We start from the raw sequence: 19623 nt of genomic DNA on the forward strand, positions 1-19623 counted from the left end.
CGTTGGTCCACGTCGCACCCGCTTGCGCCGTCAGGCGCAGGCGGGCGGCTGCGGCGCGAGCCAGGTGTCGAACGGCGCCTGCCGGCCGATATCGAACAGTTCCATCAGCAGCGCACGCAGCCAGCGATGGCCCGGATCCGCATCGAAGCGCCGGTGCCAGTATGCGTTCACGGCCCATTCGCCGGCGCCGGCGACCTCATACAGCGCGCATGGCTGGCGCGCGGCGAACGTGATCGCGACGGTCTCCGGCAGGATCAGCGCGTAATCGCCGTGTTCGAGCAGCGCCGGCACCACCATGAAGTCGGGCAGCGCCGCCCGCACGCGCGGCATCAGGTCGTGCCGCTCCAGCAATTGCATCGACTGCGGATGCGACGTCACGGCGACGAAGCGCAGCATGTCCGGTGCGTCGCCGTCGAGCACGAAACCGTCGGGCAGCGCGACACGTTGCGCGGTGCGGCGCGGCATCAGCAACACGCAGCGCTCGTGCAGCAGCGCGGTGCGCTGGAAGTGGCTCGACGCATCCGCGAAATGCCCGAGCGCAAAATCGATTCGGCCCGATTCGAGCGCGACGTTGAGCTGGCATTCGTCGACGTGCAGCGTTTCGATCACCGCGCCCGGTGCGCGCCGGTCGAATGCCGCGAGCAGCGTCGGCAGGAACGCGCTCGCCGCGAAGTCGCTCATGTGCAGCCGGAACACGCGCTGCGTGGTGTCCGGCGCGAAGCGCGAGCCTTCGTCGAGCACGTGCTGCAGGATCGCGAGCGCCTTGTCGACCGAACCCGCGAGCCGCTGCGCGCGCGGCGTCGGCTCGACGCCGGTGCCGGTGCGCACGAACAGCGCGTCGCGGAACATCAATCGCAAGCGGCCGAGCGCGTAGCTGACGGACGGCTGCGTGACGCCGAGCCGCAACGCCGCGCGGCCGACATGCCGTTCTTCGTACACCGCGCGAAACGTCTTCAACAGGTTCAGGTCGAGGTCCTGCACGCGCAGGCCGTCGGGCGCGTCGGCGTCGTGCGGCGCGGGTTCGGACCGGACCGGCCCACGGCTGGTGGCGGCGTGCGTCATCGAGCTTGCCTCGCGGTGACGGAAGGCGGGTGGCCGTAACGCCGTGCATAGGCCTTCGCGAAATGGCCGAAGCCGTGAACGCCGTGCGCGAGCAGCACGTCGGTCACGCTGCGCGCGTCGCCGCGTTGCAGCGCGGCATGCACCGCGGCCAGCCGGCGCTCGCGCACGAACGCGGCCGGCGTGGTGTTCAGGAACGCGCGGAACGCATGCTGCAGCGTGCGCGGCGCGACGCCCGCGACGGCCGCAAGCGTGGCGAGCGCGAGCGGGTCGCCGAGATGTGCGTCGACGTGGTCGCATGCGCGGCGCACGTGGGCCGGCAGCGGTGGCGTGCCGCGCGCCAGCGCGTCGCTGTACGAATGCGGCAAGTGCGTGAGCAGCAGCGACATCAGCCACGCGGTGAGGTCGGCGCCGAACGCCGTGGCCATTGCGGCCGCGCCGATGCCCGGCTGCGCGCCGAGCCGGCACAGGTATTCGAAAGTGGGCAGCACGAGCGCGGCGCCGCTGCCGTTGCCGTTGCCGTTTCCGCCGGCCGCGAGCTCGAACCGCAGCGGCCGCGCGAGCGTCGCCTGCAGCAGGTCCTGCAGCTTGCGTTCGAGCGCGCCGCGTTCGAGCCGCAGCACCAGGTTGCGGCAATCGGGGCTCGTGCTCAGGCGGCTCGCGAGCGCCGGCGACGATACGGTCAATTCACCCGGGCCGGCGCGTGCGCTGCGGCGGCCGGCCTGCAACTCGCATGCGCCCGCCAGGGTCAGCCGAAACAGGAAGTGATCGGTATCGTCGCCGAAGTCGATGCGCGTTTCGCGGCCATAGCAGAGTTCGAGCAGCGCGCCGTGATGCAGCGGCACCTCGTACAGCTCCGCATGAAACGGCGCGCGGCCGTGCGCGGCCATCCGGTGCGGCCCGAGCCGGTGCGCGACGGCGCGTTCGACCTCGTCGGGTGCGTGCAGCGTGCCGAGCCGGTTCGGCGCATGTCGGGAGAGGGCGATATCCATGCGGTGGCCTCGTGTCGGATGCATTGATGCGGCGGGGTGCGTGTCGCCGCGATTGCGTTGCGCGAACGGGCGTGCCGTTGCGTGTTTTGAAGCGACGCGCCGCGCGCTGCCGCGTAGTCTCGACAACACTCACTCACCGGGAGACAACGATGAAGGTATGTGTACTGGGCGGCGGCCACGGCTGCCATGCGGCGGCGATCGACCTGTTCGAGAAGGGCCACGACGTGACGTGGTGGCGGCGCGACCGCGAACCGCACGCGCGGCTGCGCGAGCTCGGCGCGTTGCACGTGACCGACTATCGCGGCACGCGCGCGGTGCCGCTCGGCGATGCGCACGGCGCGATCCGCCTGACCGGCGATCTCGCGGCCGCGCTGCGCGGCGCGCGGCTCGTCGTGGTGCCGCTGCCGGCCGTGTCGCACGACGCGCTCGCCGCACAGATCGCGCCGCTGCTCGAGGACGGCCAGGTCGTGTTCCTGCCGCCCGGCACATTCGGCAGCGTCGTGTTCGCGCGTGCGGCGGCCGACGCCGGCAACCGTGCGCGGGTCGCGTACGCCGAGACGGGCACGCTGCCCTACCTGGTGCGCAAGCACGGCGACGACGAAGTCGTGATCAGTGCGTATGCGACGCGTTTGCCGACCGGCGTGTTTCCCGCGCATGCGGCCGGCTGGGCCTTCGACGTGCTGCGCGCCGGCTATCCGTCGGTCGAGCCGGTCGAGGATGCGCTGTCCGGCGCGTTGATGAATGCGGGCCCGGTGATCCATCCACCGCTGATCCTGATGAACGCCGGGCCGCTCGAACACTTCGATGCGTGGGACATCCACAACGAAGGCACGCAACCGTCGATCCGGCGCGTGACGAATGCGCTCGACGCCGAGCGTATCGCCGTGCGCGAGGCGCTCGGCTACCGCGCGCCGCATTTCCCGCTCGCGGACCACTACGCGACCGACGGCGACGAATGGATGTACGGGCGCGGCGCGCACGGCAAGCTGACCGACAGCGGCGACTGGCGCGAGAAGATCGATTTGCGCACCCATCGCTACATGCTCGAGGACACCCGGCTCGGGCTGTCGTTCATCGTGTCGTGCGGACGCTGGGCGCACGTGCCGACACCGGTGGCGCAGGGGCTGCTGAGCGTGGCATCGGCGGTGACCGGCCGCGACCTGTATGCGGACGGGCGCACGCTGGACGGCCTCGGGCTCGCCGCCCTGTCGCGCGAGGCGCTGCGCGCGCTGCTCGACGCGGGGTATGCCGCATGACGGCCGCCAACGACGTGACGCGCGTGCGCGTGCTCGGCGCGGGACGCATGGGGCAGGGGATCGCGCTCGTCTTCGCGTTCGCGGGCCTCGACGTGACGCTGATCGACTTCAAGCCGCGCGACGGGCAGGGATGGCGCGCGTTCGAGGACCGTACGCGCGGCGAGATCGTGCGGCCGCTGCACGCGCAGGTCGCGCTCGGCCGCATCGATGCCGCGCAGGCGGAGGCCGTCGTCGCGCGCATTGCACTGGTCGCGCGCGACGGCGCGGCGGAGGCGGTGCGCGACGCCGGCATCGTGTTCGAAGCCTTGCCCGAAGTGCTCGACGCGAAGGCCGACGCGCTGCGCTGGCTCGGCGAACAGGTCGATGCGCATGCAACGATTGCGTCGACGACGTCGACGTTCGTCGTCACCGAGTTGCAGCGACATGTCGTGCATCCCGAACGCATGCTGAATGCGCACTGGCTGAACCCGGCGCTGCTGATGCCGCTCGTCGAGATCAGCCGCAGCGACGCGACCGACCCGCGGGTCGTCGACGCGCTGGCCGCGTTGCTGGCGCGCGTCGGCAAGCAGCCGGTGATCTGCGGGCCCGCGCCAGGCTACATCGTGCCGCGCATCCAGGCGCTCGCGATGAACGAGGCCGCGCGGATGGTCGAGGAAGGTGTCGCGAGCGCGGCCGACATCGACACGGCGATCCGCACCGGCTTCGGCCCGCGCTTCGCGGTGCTCGGGCTGCTTGAGTTCATCGACTGGGGCGGGTGCGACATCCTGTACTTCGCGTCGAAGTATCTGGCCGAGGAGATCGGCCCGCGCTTCGCGCCGGCAGCGAGCGTCGTCCGCAACATGGAAGCCGGGCACGATGGGGTGCGCACGGGTACTGGCTTCCACGACTATGCGAACGTGGACGTGCCCGCGTACATGCGGCAGCGGCTCGGCGAATTCGCGCGGCTGCTCGATCATCTCGGGCTGGCGCCGGTGTTCGACGGCGCGGGGCGCAACCCGGATGCGTAGCGCGGACGTTGCGGCTGCGTGAGCTTGCGGTGCCGCGAAAGCGCGCACGTGGCACCGTGAACCGGCTGGTTGCTCGCCCGTCGGCGAGGACGCGGGCATGACGGTTGGTGCGGGCCGCGCGCTCATGCCGTATCGCCGCGCGCGCCGGCGGCCGGCGCGACACGCGTCTCGCGCATCACGCACAGCGTCGCAACCGTCACGAGGCCGAGCGCGATGAGGAACAGCGACACCGGCCACGACGCGTGATAGCGCGCGAGCAGTGCGGTCGCGATCAGCGGCGACATCCCGCCCGCGAAGATCGATGCCACTTCATGGCCGAGCGCGACGCCCGAATAGCGCACCTCGGTGCTGAAGAGTTCGCCGACGAGCGCGGGCAGCGTGCCGATCATCGCGCCGTGGCTGACCGCCGTGCCGAGCGTCAGCGCGAGCCACACGAGCGGCGTCACGCGCGTGTCGAGCAGCCAGAAGAACGGAAACGCGCAGGCGACGAGGCTCAGCGCGCCGATCAGGTACACCGGCTTGCGGCCGATCCGGTCGGACAGCCGGCCCCACGCGAGCATCGCGGCCATCTCGACGACCATCGCGATCATCACGCCGGTCAGCATCACGCCGTTCGGAATGCCGACGTACTTGCCGTAGACGAGCGAGAACGCGAGGAAGATGTACGCGCCGCCGTTTTCGGCGACGCGCAGCCCCATCGCGAGCAGGATTTCCTTCGGATGGCGACGGACGCACTCGACGATCGGCAAATGCGTGTGCGCGCCGCGCTTGCCGGCCTGCTCGTAGTCGCGGCTCTCCGGCAGGTGGCGACGGATATAGATGCCGATCGCGAAAATCGCGATGCTCGCGAGGAACGGCAGCCGCCAGCCCCACGTGCGGAACGCGTCGTCGGGTAGCGCCTGCGCGGCGAGAAACGCGGCCGACGACAGCACGAAGCCGCCGCCCACGCCGAGCTGGCTCCACGCCGCGTAGTAGCCGCGCTGCTCGGGCGGCGCGTTCTCGCTGATCATCAGCACGCCGCCGCCCCATTCGCCGCCGGACGCGACGCCCTGCAGCAGCCGCAGCGCGACGAGCGCGGCGGGCGCCCACAGGCCGACCTGCGCGTAGGTCGGCAGCAGGCCGATCGCGAACGTCGATGCGCCCATGATCAGCAGCGTCCACACGAGCGACGCCTTGCGCCCGTAGCGGTCGCCCACGTGGCCGAACACGATCCCGCCGAGCGGCCGCGCGACGAAGCCGAGCGCGAACGCGGCGAATGCCGCGAGGCTGCCCGCGAGCGGCGACGCGCCGGGCGGAAAGAACACGTGGCCGAACACGAGCGCGGCGGCCGTGCCGTAGACGAAGAAGTCGTACCACTCCATCGCGTTGCCGGCGACGGAAGCAATGACGATCCGGCGAAGCTGCCGGTCGGCGAGCGGCCGGGCGGCGCTCGGGGACTGCACGGTGTCGGTCGGGTACATGGCGGACTCTGAAGGGGGGCGGGCGCGTGCCGTCTGTCGAACCCATGCGGCACTGCGGACTAGTGTTGTCGGCGCTGCCGTCCCGGTCAAATCCGCAGAAAAAGGGGAGTGTCATCACTCCCGCTGATGATGGTCGGCGCGCTACGGCGCGCTGTCCTGCAGCAGCGCGATCATCCGCTGCGCGAGCGGCGGCACGTACGCATCCGTCCGATGAACCACGCCGATGCGTCGGCGCAACTCCAGTTCGCGCCGCGCGCGGCGCTCGAGCGCGGCCATGCGTTGAGCGCGGTGGCACGCGCGGTCGCGGAGAGGCTGCGGTAACGCCGCCGCTCCCGCACCGGGCTAGCGCTCGATCTGCCGGTTCCAGCGCGTATCCCACTGAGCGCGGCGCGCGTTGATCGCCGTCCAGTCGACCACCGTCACCTTGCGTACGAGCTCGTCGATGTTGCCGAGGCTTTGCTGCATCGCGGCGGGCATTTTCGCGAGGCGGTTGGTCGGGATCTGCTTGCCGGCGTCGGCCGCTTTCGTCTGCGCGGGCGCGGACAGCAGGAACTGCGCGAGCTTCTGCGCGAGCTGCGGGTCCGGATTGTTCGCGACCACGCACAGGTCGACGAGCAGCAGCACGGGGCCTTCCTTCGGGTTCGCGTACGCGACCGGGATGCCCTTGTCCTGCAGGTCGCCGACGCCGGTCGGCGTCAGCGGGAACAGGCCGGCCTCGCCGGTCTGCACCATCTCGGAGATCTTCGCCGAGTTCGGGATGTACTCGACGACGTTCGGCCCGACCGTGCTCGCCCACTTGCTGAAGCCGGGCTCGACGTTCTGCTCGCTGCCGCCAAGCAGCCGGTTGATCGCGAGGAAGCCGTGTAGTCCGAACGTGCTGCTCGACGCGGACTGGAACACGACCTTGCCTTTGTATTTCGGATCGGCGAAATCCATCCACGACGTCGGCGGCGCCCAGCCCTTCTCCGCGAACAGCTTCTTGTTGTACGCGATGCCGGTCATCCCGAGCTGCACGCCCGCGCCGACGTCGTCCTTCATCCGCGCGAACGGATACAGCTCCTTCAGTACCGGCGAATCGTCGAGCTTCTGGCAGACGCCGAGGCTGACCGCGCGCGCCATCACGCCGTCGTCGAGGAACGCGACGTGGATCTGCGGCTTGTTGCGGTTCGCGAGCAGCTTCGCGAGCACGTCCGACGACGTGCCGGGCACGACGACGACCTTCACGTTGTTCGCCTTCTCGAAGTCGGGCAGCACCTGGCTCGTATAGGCCTTTTCCATCGGGCCGCCGTTCATGCCGACGTAGATCGTTTTCGTTTGCGCGAACGCAGGTGCGCTCGCACCGGCAACGCAGAGGGCGGCGGCGGCCGCGATCGTTCCGAGCAGTTTCACTTGTGGGTCTCCTCTTGACGGAAAGGGGCGGCCGGCGCGCCGGATGCGACGAAGCGGCCGATCGAGAATGCTTCGAGTGGCGTGGCGGTTTCGCCGGCCGTGACGAGATCGGCGAGTATCTCGCCGACGCCGGGTGCGAGCAGGAAGCCGCCGCCCGAAAAGCCGAACGCATGCAGCAGGTTCGGCGTGGTGCGGCTCGCGCCGACGATCGGGTTGTGGTCGGGCGTGCAGCCTTCGACGCCGCTCCACGTGCGGATCAGCAGCGCATCGCGCAGCGCGGGCAGCAGCGCGCACGCATCACGCATCACCGCGCGGGTCGTGTCGACCGACGGCTGGCCGAATTCGCCGTCGCCGTGGCCGCGTCCGCCGCCGATCACGCAGTTGCCGCGCGCGACCTGCCGCGCGTACACGCCGCCGCCGTACACGCCGAGGTTGTGCGTGATGAACGGCGGCAGCGGTTCGGTTACCCACATGTTCGGGTAGATCGGCTCCATCGGCACGGCCTCGCCGAAGCGCTCGGCAATCGTGTTCGCCCACGCGCCGGCCGAATTGACCAGCCACGTCGAGGTGCACGCGCGGCCGCCCGCGTGAAAGTGGAAGCGCGTGCCGTCGTGTTGAACGTCGCCGACCGGCGTGTGCTCGAACACGTCGGCGCCTGCCGCGCGCGCCGCGCGCGCGAACGCGGGCGACACGAGGCGCGGGTTCGCATGGCCGTCGGTCGAACACAGCGAACCGCCGAGCGCCGCGCGGCCGAGCCACGGGTAGCGGCGGCGGAACGCGTCGCCGCGCATCACCTGCAGCGGCAGTCCGTGCTCGCCGGCGAGCGCGGCATACGCGTCGAGCGCGTCGAGGTCGGCGTCGCTGCGCGCGAGCCGCAAATGTCCCGACACGACGAACTCGCCGTCGATGCCGATCAGCTCGGGCAGGCGATCCCAGATACGCCGCGCGCGCAGCGCGAGCGGCAGTTGTTCGGCCGGGCGGCCCTGGCAGCGCACGCCGCCGTAGTTCACGCCGCTCGCCTGCGCGCCGCAGTCGCGCCGCTCGAACAGCCCGACGTGCAGGCCGCGCCGCGTCATCGCAAGCGCGGCCGATGCGCCGACGAGGCCGCCACCGACGATCGCGACGTCGTAATGCCGGATCTCACTCATCGCGGGCCTCGTCGGGAATCGCCGCGACGTCGTCGCCCACGAGCGCGGCCGAGATCGGGAACGGCTTCACCGGCGGTTGCGCGCGCAACCGGCCGACCTCCGCGAGCGGGCGGCCGGTTTCGGCGGCCAGTACGAGCGCGGTCGCGTCGCCGCACATGCGGCCCTGGCAGCGACCCATGCCGGCGCGCGTCAGTGCTTTCAGCCGGTTCAGCTCGGCGGCCTCGCCGCTACGGATGCAGCGCCGCAGCGTGCCCGCGTCGATTTCCTCGCAGCGGCACACGATCGTGTCGTCCGGGCAGCATGCGGCGAGCTCGGGCGGCGGCCCGAACGCCGCTTCGAGGCCCGCGCGGAACGCGCCGATGCGCGCGAGCGTGCGTTCGAGCGTGGCCGCATCGGGCTTGCCGGGCGGCGATGTCGGCGCGATGCCTGCGTCGTCGAGCAACGCGAGCGCGGCGCGCCGGCCCGATGCCTCGGCCGCGTCGGCCCCCGCGATGCCCGCGCCGTCGCCCGCGACGTAAATGCCGCGCACCGACGTCCTGCCGGCCGCGTCGCGCTCGGGCAGCCACGCGCGGTTGATCGGGTCGAAGCCGAACCGGCAGCCCGCGAGATCGGCGAGCTGCGTCTCCGAGCGCAGCCCGAAGCCGAGGCCGAGCGCATCGCAGTCGATCGTCCGCTGCGTCGCGTCGCCGCCGGCGGCGCGCCATGCGAGGCCGGTGACATGGCGCTCGCCGAGCACGCGATCGAGCGTCACGCCCGTTTCGATCGCGACGCCGTGCGCCCGCAGCCAGCCGATGTAATACAGCCCCTTCGCGAAGGTCGCCGGCATGCGCAGCAGCGCCGGTGTCGCGGCGGCCTGCCGGCGCAGCGGGCTCGTGTCGAGCACCGCCGCGACCTGCGCGCCGGCCTTCGCATACTGATACGCGACGAGATACAGCAACGGCCCCGTGCCCGCGAACACGATGCGGCTGCCGATCGCGCAACCCTGCGATTTCAGCGCGACCTGCGCGCCGCCAAGCGTATAGACGCCGGCAAGCGTCCAGCCCGGCACCGGCAGCATGCGATCGGTCGCGCCGCTCGCGACGATCAGGTGCGAGAACGGCACGCTCGTTTCGCGGCCGTCCTGCAGCGTGTCGACGCGGCCCGCGCCGCATGCCCACGCCAGCGTGTTCGGCCGGTAGTCGACGTGCGGCAGCAGCGCGGCCATCGTCCGGTGCACGGCGTCCGCCTTCGCGGCCTCGAAGCCGTGCAGTGCGCGCTTGCCGCGGGCGAACCTGCCGTCGACGGGCGGCTGCCGGTAGATCTGGCCGCCCCAGCGCGCGTTCTCGTCGATCACGACGGGGCGCAGCCCCGCGTCGACCAGCGCCTCGGCCGCGCGCACGCCGGCCGGCCCCGCGCCGACGATCACGGGTTGCAGGGCGTCGCTCATGATGCGTCGCCGGCCGCGGCGTGCGGCGTGCCGGTGACGATCCGCATGCCGTCGGCGATCGGCGTCGAGCAGGCGCGCACCCGTGCGCCGGCTTCGGTGCGCACCCAGCAATCCTGGCACGCGCCGATCAGGCAGAAGCCCGCGCGCGGCTCGCCGCTGAATTCGCTCACGCGCACGCGGCGCTGCGCGACGAGGATCGCGGTGAGCACGGTGTCGCCGGCGAGCGCCTGCGCGGGCCGTCCGTCGAGCGTGAATGCGACGGCGTCACGCTCGCGTTCGGCGATGCGCACGAACTGCGCGCCGTCGGCCGCGGTGTCGGTTGAACGGAAAACGGAAGTCATCGTCAGTGTTGGCCGATCAGGATGCGGTTCAGGCCGTACACGCGATCGAGCAGCAGCATCGCGCCGGCGGTGATGAAGATGACGAGCGCCGACACCGACGCCATCATCGGGTCGATCGATTCGGTCGCGTACATGTACATGCGCACGGGCAGCGTGACCGTTTGCGGCGACGTGACGAAGATCGACATCGTCAGCTCGTCGAAGCTGTTGATGAACGCCAGCAGCCAGCCGCCCGTGATGCCGGGCACGATCATCGGCAGCGTGATGCGGCGGAAGGTCGTCCACGGATCGGCGCCGAGCGAGCACGCGGCCTGCTCGATGCTGCGGTCGAGGCCCGCGACGGACGCAAGCACGAGCCGCATCACGAACGGTGTGATGACGATCATGTGCGCGAGCACCAGCCAGGCGAACGAGCCGGTCGCGCCGATCAGCGCGAAGAAGCGCAGCAAGGCGATGCCGAGCACGAGGCCGGGAATCACGAGCGGCGACAGCAGCAGACCGTTCAGGAACGCGCGGCCGGGAAACATTGCGCGGCCGATGGCGAGGCCCGCCGGCAACGCGATCGCGAGCGACAGCGTCGCCGATGCGAAGGCGAGCTTCAGGCTGTTGAAGAACGCGGTGACGAAATCGGGGTAGTCGAGGATCGCGCGGAACCAGCGCAACGACAGCCCGTGGGTCGGCAGCGTCAGCGTTTCGTCGGGCGTGAACGCGACCAGCACGACGATCGCGAGCGGCGCGAGCACGAACAGGATCACGAGCGTGTGAAATGCGAGGGCGAAGGGGCCGTTCTTTCTCATCGCGAGGAACCTCCGAGGCTGCGCGCGTAGCGGCGTTCGAGCACGCGGTAGTAGGTGAGCATCACGACGAGATTCGCAACCAGCAGCAACACCGCGATCGTCGCGCCGAGCGGCCAGTTCAGCGAGCCGAGGAATTCGTCGTAGACGGCGGTTGCCGCGACCTTCAGCCGGCGGCCGCCGAGCAGGCCGGGAATCGCGAACGCGCTCGCCGACAGCCCGAACACCATCAGGCTGCCCGACAGCACGCCGGGCATCAGCTGCGGCAACACGATGCGGCGCAGCGTCGTGAACGGCGATGCGCCGAGCGACAGCGCCGCGTGCTCGGTCAGCGGATCGAGCCGCTGGAGTGCCGTCCATACGGGGATCACCATGAACGGCAGCATCACGTGCACCAGCGCGATCACGATCGCGAAGGTCGTGTATTCGAGCTTGTACGGGCCGAGGCCGGCGAGCCCGAGCGCCTGGTTCACGAGCCCGCTCGTGTTGAGCAGCATGCTCCAGCCGAACGCGCGCACGACCACCGACACGAGCAGCGGCGCGAGGATCGCGAGCAGGAACAGCGAACGCCACGGGTCGCGCATCTTCGACAGCACGTACGCTTCCGGCGTGCCGATCGCGACGCAGAGCGCGGTCGTCAGCGCGGCGATGCCGAACGTGCGCGCGAAGATCGCATGGAAGTACGACGAACCGAGCACGTCCGCGTAGTTGCCGAACTGGAACGCGGCGATCGCGCCCGTTGCCGGGTCGAAGCGGTAGAACGTCAGCACGAACGTCATCGCAAGCGGCACGAGCACGAGCGCGGCGAACAGGGCGAATGCGGGCGCGCACATCAGCCACGGCGGCACATGCGCGCGCCATGTCGCGCGCGGCGTGAGCGCGGCGGCGCGTGCCGGCACGGCATCGACGGAAGTCGCGGACGGTTGCGCGAGCCCGGCCGGCACGCCGTCGGTCGGGAGCGGGCGGGTGGGCTGTCCCATTCAGGCCTCCCGGCGCATCACGCGCACGGCGTCGCTGTGCCAGTCGATGCCGACCGGCGCGCCCTCCGCGAGCGGCTCCGCGCCTTCGTTCTGGCAGCACACGAGCACTTCGCCGAGCGCGCTGTCGACGCGGTACAGCCACTGGCTGCCGAGGAAGAAGCGGCTCGTGACGGTCGCGGCGAAGCGGCCCGCGCCGGGCGCGCACAGTCGCAGCTTTTCCGGGCGGATGCAGACCGACACGGCGTCGCCGACGCGCATGTCGCGCTCGCGCGCCGGCAGGTGCGCCGTGCGGCCCGTTTCCGCGAGATCGTGGCCGAGGTCGATGCGGATCGCGTCGCCGTCGTGCGCGACGATCGTGCCGGGCAGCAGGTTCGCCTTGCCGATGAACTGCGACACGAAATGGTTCTCCGGGCGTTCGTACGCGCGATACGGCGTGTCGGTCTGCGTGATGCGGCCGGCTTCCATCACGACCACGCGGTCGCTGATCGACAGTGCTTCCGATTGATCGTGCGTGACCATGATCGTCGTCGTGCCGATCTTGCGCTGGATCGCGCGCAGCTCGAACTGCATCTCCTCGCGCAGCTTCGCATCGAGGTTCGACATCGGTTCGTCGAGCAGCAGCACCGGCGGCTCGATCACGACGGCGCGCGCGATCGCGACGCGCTGCCGCTGGCCGCCCGACAACTCGCGCGGAAAGCGGTGCGCGAGCGCATCGAGGCGCACCAGCGCGAGCGCCGCGCGAATGCGCTCGGCGCGCTCGGCCTTGTCGACGCCGCGCATGTCGAGACCGAAGCCGACGTTCTCCGCGACGCTCATGTGCGGGAACAGCGCATAGCTCTGGAACACGATGCCGAGCCCGCGGCGGTTCGGCTTCATGTGCGTGATGTCCTGCCCGTCGAGCGCGATGCGGCCGCGCGTGACGTCGACGAAGCCGGCGATCATCTGCAGCGTCGTGGTCTTGCCGCAGCCCGACGGCCCGAGCAGCGACACGAATTCGCCTTGTTCGACCGACAGGTTGACGTCGGCGACGGCGGTGAGCTGCCCGAACGATTTCGTCAGATCCGTAAGCGTGAGAAACGACATGGGAAGCTCCGGGTTCGCGCACCGCATGGCCGGTGCACCGATGACGCGGACTCTAGCCAACCATATTTCGGAGCGTCAATTTCGAATTCTGCTGATCGGGATGAATTTTGAAAAAATTCCATTGAACGGAACGGATGAGGGAATCGCGCGCGAATCGTTCCGATGGATGACGCACGGGCATGCCGCGAAATGCACGCGTCAATCCCGTGCACACCCGGATGCCCGTGGATGATCGACCGGACGACAATGGCGGCTCGCCTGTTTCGTTCAATGAAATCATCGAGGAGAGACGGCATGCAGGAACCCCATTCGCCCGGAACGCCGCCGGCCGCATGCACGCCGCGCCCGGACGAGGACGCCGCCGCCGAGGTGACCGATACGCGTGATGCCGCCGGCGCGCCCGGCACCGGCATGCTGCAGCGTGCGTTCGCGATCCTGCGCGCACTGGCCGGCATGCAGCAGGACGGCGTGCGCGTCACGCACCTCGCGAAGGCCGTCGGCCTCACGCAGGGCACCGCGCATCGGATCCTGCAGTCGCTGATCGCCGAAGGGATGGTCGAGCAGGACGAACAGTCGAAGCTGTACCGGCTGAGCGTCGATTTCTTCGCGCTGGCCGCGCTGGCCGGCAACCCGAGCAGCATGCGCACGCTGTGCCGGCCCGCATTGCTGCGGCTGTGCGCGAGCCTCGGCGAGACCATCTTCCTGCTCGTGAAGAGCGGCTTCGACGCGGTGTGTCTCGACCTGTGCGAAGGCCCGTTCCCGATCCGCTCGTTTACCGGCGACATCGGTGGGCGCATCGCGCTCGGCGTCGGGCAGGGCAGCCTCGCGATCCTCGCGTTCCTGCCGGAAGCCGAGCGCGAGGAAGTGATCCGCTTCAACGTGCCGCGCATTCGCGGCTACGGCGTGCTCGACGAGGTGTACCTGCGCACCGAGATCGAGCGCGTGCGGCAACTCGGCTACGCGGGCCGCAACAGCGGCGTGCTGGACGGGATGGCCGGCGTCGCGGTGCCGATCCTCGATCGCACCGGTTATCCGGTCGGCGCGCTGAGCGTCGGTACGCTTGCGTCGCGCCTCGGCGACGACCGGATGCCGATGGTCGTCGAACTGCTCCGGCGCCAGGCCGACGCCATCGGCCCGCGCACGAATCCGTTCGACGCCGCGTTGCGGCGGCCGATGCACGGTCTATCCGGGAAAACCGCATAAGCGCGTCGCGCGTCGCCGTTTCGTCAGCTTGCTTGCGCGAGCCATTCACGTCTGAACAAAATGCGCCGCGTCCGGCCGGCCTCCAGGCTTTCCGTCGGCTTTCGGACGTGCACATTCCCCATCCGTCTCCGCTTCATTCCTCCCCATTCGATTTTCAACTGTCGGCCAGTTGAACATTTCATTTCTTGATGCGATTGCGGCTGGATACCATCCAGCCACTGTCTATACAACCTGATCGGTGCGTATGGGCAGGATCAAAAAACACAACATCGACAAGACGGTTTGGAGCGGAGAAGACGAAGATGGTGCGAAAGATGGGCAGGAACACGGGCGCCGCGTGCATGGGCGCGGCCATTGCGATGCTGTGCGCCGGCGCCGCGCACGCGCAGTCGTCGGTGACGCTGTACGGGATCGTCGATGCCGGCGTGACCTACACGAACAATGCGAAGGGCCATGCGCTGTGGCAGTTCACGGGCGGCAACGAATCGGGGCCGCGCTGGGGCTTGATCGGCACCGAGGATCTCGGCGGCGGCCTGAAGGCGAACTTCCGGCTCGAGAACGGCTTCAACGTCGCGAACCGCGCGCTCGGGCAGGGCGGCCGGATGTTCGGCCGGTCGGCATGGGGCGGCCTGAGCGGCGCGAACTGGGGCGCGGTGACGCTCGGCCGCCAGTACAACTCGACGCAGGACATCCTCGGCTCGCTGCAGATGAGCAGCTTCCTCGCGCAGTACTCGACGCACCCGTTCGACAACGACGACATCAACAACACGTTCCGCACCAACAACGCGGTCAAGTACGTGTCGCCGACGATCGCGGGCCTGCAGGCGAACCTCATGTACGGGTTCTCGAACGCGACCGGCTTCGCGAACGACAACAGCTGGAGCGCGGGCGTCACGTATGCGCATGGGCCGCTGAACGCGGGCGCCGCGTATGCACGCGTGAACCATCCGGCGGCCAGCACGAGCGGCGCGGTTGCTTCGGATAACTACTATCCGGCGTCGGCGTCGGCATCGGTGTTCATCGCGATCAGCGCGGGGCAGCGCAAGCTGAAGGCACGCGTGGCGGCACCGGTCGGCTCCGCGTGACAACCCATGCGGCGTGCCGCCGCCGAGCCGCCGGGCACCCGCCCGGCGGTTGTTCCGTTCGTCGGCGCCCGCATCATTTCGAATCAACACAGGACACCAGGCGATGACTATCGAGAACCAGGCCGACGATCGGCGCGAAGCAATCGACACCCTGATCGCGAACGGCTGCGTGATCACGATGGACCCGCAGCGGCGCGTGATCGAGGACGGCGCGGTGGCCGTGAAGGGCGATCGCATCGTCGCCGTCGGCGAGTCCGCCGAGTTGCAGGCGCGCTACCGCGCCGCGCGCACGATCGATGCACGCCGCAAGGCCGTGCTGCCGGGGCTGATCGATTCGCATGCGCACGCGGGCCACGCGATGCTGCGCACGATCGGCGGCGCGGACGGCGATGCGTGGTCGGCCGCGGCCGAGACGATCTACACGCGCGCATCGGACGAAGCGTTCTGGGAAACCGAATCGCACCTCGCCGCGCTCGAACGGCTGAAGGCCGGCGTGACGACCGGCGTGTCGCTGCTCGGCGGCGGAAACTCGATCATGCGCGTCGACGATCCCGTCTACGCGCGGCGCCATTGCGATGCCGTGGTGCGCACCGGCACGCGTTCGATCGTCGCGGTCGGCCCGTCGCGTCCGCCCGCGCCGCGCGCCTACACCCGCCACACGCCGGCCGGCAGCGTCACGCGCGACATCGATTTCGACACGATGTACGACGTGTGCGAACGCATCGTCGACGAATGCCACGGCGACGCCGACGGTCGAATCCGGATCGCGATCACGCTGCCGGTGTACGGGCCCGCGCATGACCCGGAACTTGCGCGGTACGAGCAGGATTTCCGCGACCAGGCCGCCCGTTACGGCGCGCTTGCGCGCGGGCGCGGCCTCACGTTCACGCAGGATGGCCACCGTGCGGGCACGCTCGCGTTCGCGCATCGCGAGCTCGGGCTGCTCGGTCCGACGTCGTTCATGTCGCACAGCATCGACCTGACCGACGACGATATCGCCGCCTGTGTCGACACCGGCACCGCGATCATCCACAACCCGAGCGCGATCATGTCGATCATCGGCCGCTGCCCGGTGCCCGAACTGATCGACGCGGGCGTGACGGTTGCGATCGCATCGGACGGCGCGGCGCCCGATCGCGGCTACGACATGTTCCGTCACATGTGGCAGTGCATGCACTATCATCGCCGCCACTTCCGCGACCCGGACGTGCTGCCGCACGGCAAGGTGCTGGAGATGGTGACGATCGACGCGGCGAAGGCGCTGTCGCTCGATCGCGAGATCGGTTCGCTCGAAGCCGGCAAGCTCGCCGACCTCATCCTCGTCGACCTGTTCCGCCCGCACATGATGCCGATGAACATGCCGGTGTATCGCGTGACGTGTTTCGCGAACGCGGCCGACGTGTGCATGACGATGGTCGGCGGGCGGGTGCTGATGGAGGACCGTCGCGTGCTGTCGGTCGACGAGAACGAGACGCTCGAGCGTGTGATGGAAGTTGCGCGGACGATGATCGAGCGCAGCGGCTTGCGTCACCTGCTCGACGAGCCGAAGACGTTATGGGGGCGGAGTCACTATTGAGCGACGGGACGGGCTTGGACGCTCGATCACGCGTTGGCAAGGCTGGCGCGGCGGGGCTAGCTTTTTTGCGTCAGATTGCAGAAGATGTCGACGCAGGCGGTTTCGTGGCAGCGCACGGCGCTCACGCGCAGGCCCGGATTATGCGCCTCTCCGGATTCGATGGACCCGGACGTGCCGGCTTGCAATGCAGCCCCGCTTGCCGCGTGCGGGACATATCCGATCCGACCCGCCAGGAGCGACATCATGCTTGCTTCACTCTTTATCGTGGCCCTCTTCGCATTGATTCTGGCCTTGGCCCGCGGCGTGACCCGCAAGGCCGACGCGAAACTCCGCGCGCGGTTCGATGCGGAAGGCTTGCGCGGTGCCGTGTCGCGCCAGTTGATGCGCGACGCGGGATACGGCGTCTGACGTCCCGCGTCCCGCCATACGACGGGCCGGACGCACTCACGCCAGCGCCGCTTCACCCAGACGGAATTGCGCGACGGCATCGCTCAATCGCGTGCTCTGATCCTCGAGCGACAGCGCCGCCGCGGCCGCTTCCTCGACCAGCGCCGCGTTGCGCTGCATCGTCTGCTCCATCTGGATGACGGCGGTATTCACCTGCTCGATGCCGGACGACTGCTCGTCGAAGGCGATGCTGGTCTCGCTCATGATCGCGTTCACGCGCTCGACCGCGGCGACGAGTTCGGTCATCGCGGAGCCGGCGAGTGCGACGAGGCCGCTGCCGTCTTCGACGCGCTGCGTCGAGTTGCCGATCAGCTCGCGGATTTCCTTCGCTGCCGATGCGCAGCGCTGCGCGAGCCCGCGCACCTCGGTCGCGACCACCGCGAAGCCGCGCCCCTGTTCGCCGGCGCGCGCCGCTTCGACCGCGGCGTTCAACGCGAGGATGTTGGTCTGGAACGCGATGCTCTCGATCACGCCGACGATGCCCGAGATCCGCGCGGAGCTGTGCGAGATCGCCGACATCGTTTCGATCACGCGCTGCATCGCGTCGCCGCCTTTGGTGGCGATGCCGGCCGCGCCCTGCGCGTAAGTGCGGGCATCGCGCGCGTTGTCCGCGTTCTGGCGCACGGTTGCGGTCAATTGCTCGACGCTCGCCGCGGCCTGTTGCAGCGACACGGCCTGCTGCTCGGTGCGCGCGGAAAGATCGACGTTGCCGCTCGCGATCGTGCGGACATCGCCGACGATCGTCTCCGTGCTCGTGCGGACCTGTGTCACGGTTTCGACGAGGCCGTCCTGCATGCGCTTCAGCGCGTTCAGCAGATACGCCATTTCGTTTTCACCGGGGATCACGACCGTGCCGGTCAGGTCGCCTTTCGAGATCCTGTCGAAGTGCGCAACCGCGAGATGAATCGGCGCGATGATGGCCTTCGCGAGCACGCGCTGCGCGACGAAGCCGACGATCAGCGCGAACAGTGCGACGGCCAGCATGGCCCACACGATCCGGTGGAAGCGCTCGCCGGCCGCATCGTAGCGTGCCTTCTGGCGGCCGACCTGGAACGCTTCGAGCGCGTCGATCGCGTCCTGGTAGGCGGTGAACAGCGCCGGCGGCGCGTTGCGGTGCGTGTCGAGGAAGTCGAACGCGTTGTCGTGGTCGAGCTGCGACATCGCCTTCAGGAAGACCTGGTCGAGCAGCGCGCGCCGGCGTTGCCGCAGCGTATCGAACAACGCTTGTTCATCCGCGTTGCGCGCGTGCAGGCGCGTGTAGGTGTCCAGTTCGTCGTCGCTCTGCTTGAGGAGCGTGTGGAGCTGTGCGATTTCCGCCTTCGCGGGCTGGCCGGCGCTGATGATCTGCGCGACGTCGCTCACGCGTTCGCGCAGCACGAGCATGCGCTCCGAGCTGGTCTTCAGGTGCAGCAGCGACGCGGTGTCGTCGCGGTACATCGCTTCGAGCGAGCCGTTGCCCGCGTAGAGCGCGGCAATGCACGCGCCGACGACCAGCACGAGCAGCACCGTATAGCCGGCGATGGTCGCGACGAGTCCGCCGCGGATGGTGAGTTTTCGCATGACGTTCCCTTGCCGGCGGCCCGACGGGCGGCCGACGGCGGATGTGGATTGCGGAGCACGAACGACGACGGGCGCCGCGTTGCAATGCGGGGCGCCGGGATTGCGAACGGGTTAACGGCGGGTGCGGCGGCGGGGTTTTATCTGTATGCGACGCGCATTTGAATGGCCGCGACAGGCGGGCGCAACGCGCCGTGTCCGCCGGCCGGCGCGGTCGAACGGGCGAAACGGCGATGCTGCCGATGCCGATGGTTGGCCGTCGGCGGACATGCTAGGATTTCCGTCAAACAACTTCGGAGACTGCCATGCCGTTCATCTGCGAAAACGTTGAATGCCGTGCGGTGCTGGCTCGAGGGCAGGTCAGGTCCCGCCAGGAGAACGCGGGCTGGTGCTTCTACTGCCCGGACTGCAACACCCGGAACGAGTTGATGAATATCGGCGCGGCCGACGGCGTGGTCGAGCTGGTTCAGCCGGAACGATCCGGTCCACCGCACAAGGTCGTCGCGACGGCCCGGCCACTGGAGGACGGCAGATATGCGGCGCAGTTGCGCGTGCAGCGCGCGCTCGCGGTGAAAGGAACGTACGCGGCCGAGGAGCACTGGGACGAGCTGGGCGTTTTCCCCGACGCGCAAGAAGCCGTCGCGCATGCGAGATCGTTCGCGACGGACTTCCTGCAGCGCGCGGCGTAGTCGCCGATACGACCGATTCGCACGGCCGCGCCGCGGGTGATGCCACTGCGCTTGCCCGGCAGCCGGCGCGCGGGTGGATTCGGCCGGGGTGCGAATGAATCAGCGCCCCTGTGGCGCCGCGCTTGAGCGCG

Annotated in this window: 20 protein-coding genes; 8 read left to right on the forward strand and 12 right to left on the reverse strand. The window is 69.6% G+C overall.

The annotated features are described in order from the left end of the window. Positions 1 to 30 precede the first annotated feature (30 nt). Positions 31 to 1062 carry a LysR family transcriptional regulator gene (locus ACTJKF_RS15435; RefSeq protein WP_440624378.1) on the reverse strand — a complete coding sequence of 344 codons (1032 nt, stop codon included), beginning with the start codon at positions 1060 to 1062 and terminating at the stop codon, positions 31 to 33. Further along, positions 1059 to 2051: an AraC family transcriptional regulator gene (locus ACTJKF_RS15440; protein WP_440624379.1), complete on the reverse strand. Its 993-nt coding sequence runs from the start codon at positions 2049 to 2051 to the stop codon at positions 1059 to 1061. The genes ACTJKF_RS15435 and ACTJKF_RS15440 overlap by 4 nt, the downstream gene beginning before the upstream one ends. Positions 2052 to 2200: 149 nt before the next feature. Between ACTJKF_RS15440 and ACTJKF_RS15445 the strand changes: the two genes are divergently transcribed. Together ACTJKF_RS15445 and ACTJKF_RS15450 are read left to right on the forward strand one after the other, a co-directional pair. Next, a complete protein-coding gene (locus tag ACTJKF_RS15445) occupies positions 2201 to 3307 on the forward strand; it encodes an NAD/NADP octopine/nopaline dehydrogenase family protein (protein WP_440624380.1) in 1107 nt (368 codons plus the stop codon). Then, positions 3304 to 4314, forward strand: a complete 1011-nt coding sequence (locus ACTJKF_RS15450; RefSeq protein WP_440624381.1) for a 3-hydroxybutyryl-CoA dehydrogenase — start codon at positions 3304 to 3306, stop codon at positions 4312 to 4314. The genes ACTJKF_RS15445 and ACTJKF_RS15450 overlap by 4 nt, the downstream gene beginning before the upstream one ends. A 122-nt stretch (positions 4315 to 4436) precedes the next feature. On the opposite strand, the gene ACTJKF_RS15455 is transcribed toward ACTJKF_RS15450, so the two are convergent. Then, positions 4437 to 5774 (reverse strand): MFS transporter, encoded by a 1338-nt coding sequence (locus ACTJKF_RS15455; RefSeq protein ID WP_440624382.1) that lies wholly within the window; start codon positions 5772 to 5774, stop codon positions 4437 to 4439. Positions 5775 to 5882: 108 nt separating this feature from the next. Here ACTJKF_RS15455 and ACTJKF_RS15460 point away from each other — a divergent pair, with 108 nt between their 5' ends. After that, positions 5883 to 6095, forward strand: coding sequence for a hypothetical protein (locus ACTJKF_RS15460; RefSeq protein ID WP_440624383.1), 213 nt, complete (start codon positions 5883 to 5885; stop codon positions 6093 to 6095). Between the two features lie 21 nt (positions 6096 to 6116). Here the strand turns inward: ACTJKF_RS15460 and ACTJKF_RS15465 are convergent, their stop codons facing one another. Genes ACTJKF_RS15465 through ACTJKF_RS15495 form a run of 7 tightly spaced genes read right to left on the reverse strand, consistent with a single transcriptional unit; the run spans position 6117 to position 12935 of the window. Continuing rightward, positions 6117 to 7163 (reverse strand): ABC transporter substrate-binding protein, encoded by a 1047-nt coding sequence (locus ACTJKF_RS15465; protein WP_440624384.1) that lies wholly within the window; start codon positions 7161 to 7163, stop codon positions 6117 to 6119. After that, on the reverse strand, positions 7160 to 8311 hold the full coding sequence (locus tag ACTJKF_RS15470) for an NAD(P)/FAD-dependent oxidoreductase (protein ID WP_440624385.1): 1152 nt from the start codon (positions 8309 to 8311) through the stop codon (positions 7160 to 7162). Before ACTJKF_RS15470 ends, ACTJKF_RS15465 begins: the two co-directional genes overlap by 4 nt. Then, positions 8304 to 9737, reverse strand: coding sequence for an FAD-dependent oxidoreductase (locus ACTJKF_RS15475; protein ID WP_440624386.1), 1434 nt, complete (start codon positions 9735 to 9737; stop codon positions 8304 to 8306). Before ACTJKF_RS15475 ends, ACTJKF_RS15470 begins: the two co-directional genes overlap by 8 nt. After that, positions 9734 to 10078: a (2Fe-2S)-binding protein gene (locus ACTJKF_RS15480; RefSeq protein WP_440624387.1), complete on the reverse strand. Its 345-nt coding sequence runs from the start codon at positions 10076 to 10078 to the stop codon at positions 9734 to 9736. Before ACTJKF_RS15480 ends, ACTJKF_RS15475 begins: the two co-directional genes overlap by 4 nt. Before the next feature lie 2 nt (positions 10079 to 10080). Next, positions 10081 to 10875: an ABC transporter permease gene (locus tag ACTJKF_RS15485; protein WP_440624388.1), complete on the reverse strand. Its 795-nt coding sequence runs from the start codon at positions 10873 to 10875 to the stop codon at positions 10081 to 10083. Then, positions 10872 to 11852, reverse strand: coding sequence for an ABC transporter permease (locus ACTJKF_RS15490; protein WP_440624389.1), 981 nt, complete (start codon positions 11850 to 11852; stop codon positions 10872 to 10874). Before ACTJKF_RS15490 ends, ACTJKF_RS15485 begins: the two co-directional genes overlap by 4 nt. Continuing rightward, positions 11853 to 12935 carry an ABC transporter ATP-binding protein gene (locus ACTJKF_RS15495; RefSeq protein WP_440624390.1) on the reverse strand — a complete coding sequence of 361 codons (1083 nt, stop codon included), beginning with the start codon at positions 12933 to 12935 and terminating at the stop codon, positions 11853 to 11855. A 294-nt stretch (positions 12936 to 13229) separates the two neighbouring features. On the opposite strand from ACTJKF_RS15495, the gene ACTJKF_RS15500 reads away from it, so the two are divergent. The 3 genes from ACTJKF_RS15500 to ACTJKF_RS15510 all read left to right on the forward strand — a co-directional run bounded on the left by ACTJKF_RS15500 (position 13230) and on the right by ACTJKF_RS15510 (position 16799). Continuing rightward, positions 13230 to 14138, forward strand: coding sequence for an IclR family transcriptional regulator (locus tag ACTJKF_RS15500; RefSeq protein ID WP_440624391.1), 909 nt, complete (start codon positions 13230 to 13232; stop codon positions 14136 to 14138). A gap of 314 nt (positions 14139 to 14452) precedes the next feature. Continuing rightward, positions 14453 to 15223: a porin gene (locus ACTJKF_RS15505; RefSeq protein ID WP_440624392.1), complete on the forward strand. Its 771-nt coding sequence runs from the start codon at positions 14453 to 14455 to the stop codon at positions 15221 to 15223. Between the two features lie 103 nt (positions 15224 to 15326). Then, positions 15327 to 16799 (forward strand): amidohydrolase family protein, encoded by a 1473-nt coding sequence (locus ACTJKF_RS15510; RefSeq protein ID WP_440624393.1) that lies wholly within the window; start codon positions 15327 to 15329, stop codon positions 16797 to 16799. A gap of 56 nt (positions 16800 to 16855) precedes the next feature. Here ACTJKF_RS15510 and ACTJKF_RS15515 read toward each other — a convergent pair whose 3' ends face one another. After that, on the reverse strand, positions 16856 to 17044 hold the full coding sequence (locus tag ACTJKF_RS15515; protein WP_440624394.1) for a hypothetical protein: 189 nt from the start codon (positions 17042 to 17044) through the stop codon (positions 16856 to 16858). Between ACTJKF_RS15515 and ACTJKF_RS15520 the strand changes: the two genes are divergently transcribed. Then, entirely contained in the window at positions 17043 to 17207 is a 165-nt protein-coding gene (locus ACTJKF_RS15520; protein ID WP_440624395.1) for a hypothetical protein, read from the forward strand. The two genes, ACTJKF_RS15515 and ACTJKF_RS15520, sit on opposite strands and share 2 nt — an antisense overlap. Before the next feature lie 36 nt (positions 17208 to 17243). On the opposite strand, the gene ACTJKF_RS15525 is transcribed toward ACTJKF_RS15520, so the two are convergent. Then, on the reverse strand, positions 17244 to 18806 hold the full coding sequence (locus ACTJKF_RS15525; RefSeq protein WP_440624396.1) for a methyl-accepting chemotaxis protein: 1563 nt from the start codon (positions 18804 to 18806) through the stop codon (positions 17244 to 17246). 302 nt (positions 18807 to 19108) lie between these two features. Between ACTJKF_RS15525 and ACTJKF_RS15530 the strand changes: the two genes are divergently transcribed. After that, positions 19109 to 19492 (forward strand): hypothetical protein, encoded by a 384-nt coding sequence (locus tag ACTJKF_RS15530; protein WP_440624397.1) that lies wholly within the window; start codon positions 19109 to 19111, stop codon positions 19490 to 19492. The last annotated feature ends 131 nt before the right edge of the window (positions 19493 to 19623 follow it).

It is taken from the genome of Burkholderia sp. 22313, from assembly GCF_052045245.1.
Lineage (GTDB): Bacteria > Pseudomonadota > Gammaproteobacteria > Burkholderiales > Burkholderiaceae > Burkholderia.

Bases quoted from the DNA above. Each gene is read 5' to 3' on its own strand.
- ACTJKF_RS15495 (WP_440624390.1), bottom strand. From the start codon at position 12,935: ATGTCGTTTCTCACGCTTACGGATCTGACGAAATCGTTCGGGCAGCTC.
- ACTJKF_RS15435 (WP_440624378.1), bottom strand. From the start codon at position 1,062: ATGACGCACGCCGCCACCAGCCGTGGGCCGGTCCGGTCCGAACCCGCG.
- ACTJKF_RS15500 (WP_440624391.1), top strand. From the start codon at position 13,230: ATGCAGGAACCCCATTCGCCCGGAACGCCGCCGGCCGCATGCACGCCG.
- ACTJKF_RS15445 (WP_440624380.1), top strand. From the start codon at position 2,201: ATGAAGGTATGTGTACTGGGCGGCGGCCACGGCTGCCATGCGGCGGCG.
- ACTJKF_RS15485 (WP_440624388.1), bottom strand. From the start codon at position 10,875: ATGAGAAAGAACGGCCCCTTCGCCCTCGCATTTCACACGCTCGTGATC.
- ACTJKF_RS15470 (WP_440624385.1), bottom strand. From the start codon at position 8,311: ATGAGTGAGATCCGGCATTACGACGTCGCGATCGTCGGTGGCGGCCTC.
- ACTJKF_RS15510 (WP_440624393.1), top strand. From the start codon at position 15,327: ATGACTATCGAGAACCAGGCCGACGATCGGCGCGAAGCAATCGACACC.
- ACTJKF_RS15440 (WP_440624379.1), bottom strand. From the start codon at position 2,051: ATGGATATCGCCCTCTCCCGACATGCGCCGAACCGGCTCGGCACGCTG.
- ACTJKF_RS15525 (WP_440624396.1), bottom strand. From the start codon at position 18,806: ATGCGAAAACTCACCATCCGCGGCGGACTCGTCGCGACCATCGCCGGC.
- ACTJKF_RS15505 (WP_440624392.1), top strand. From the start codon at position 14,453: ATGGGCAGGAACACGGGCGCCGCGTGCATGGGCGCGGCCATTGCGATG.
- ACTJKF_RS15520 (WP_440624395.1), top strand. From the start codon at position 17,043: ATGCTTGCTTCACTCTTTATCGTGGCCCTCTTCGCATTGATTCTGGCC.
- ACTJKF_RS15515 (WP_440624394.1), bottom strand. From the start codon at position 17,044: ATGATGTCGCTCCTGGCGGGTCGGATCGGATATGTCCCGCACGCGGCA.
- ACTJKF_RS15475 (WP_440624386.1), bottom strand. From the start codon at position 9,737: ATGAGCGACGCCCTGCAACCCGTGATCGTCGGCGCGGGGCCGGCCGGC.
- ACTJKF_RS15530 (WP_440624397.1), top strand. From the start codon at position 19,109: ATGCCGTTCATCTGCGAAAACGTTGAATGCCGTGCGGTGCTGGCTCGA.
- ACTJKF_RS15490 (WP_440624389.1), bottom strand. From the start codon at position 11,852: ATGGGACAGCCCACCCGCCCGCTCCCGACCGACGGCGTGCCGGCCGGG.
- ACTJKF_RS15455 (WP_440624382.1), bottom strand. From the start codon at position 5,774: ATGTACCCGACCGACACCGTGCAGTCCCCGAGCGCCGCCCGGCCGCTC.
- ACTJKF_RS15480 (WP_440624387.1), bottom strand. From the start codon at position 10,078: ATGACTTCCGTTTTCCGTTCAACCGACACCGCGGCCGACGGCGCGCAG.
- ACTJKF_RS15450 (WP_440624381.1), top strand. From the start codon at position 3,304: ATGACGGCCGCCAACGACGTGACGCGCGTGCGCGTGCTCGGCGCGGGA.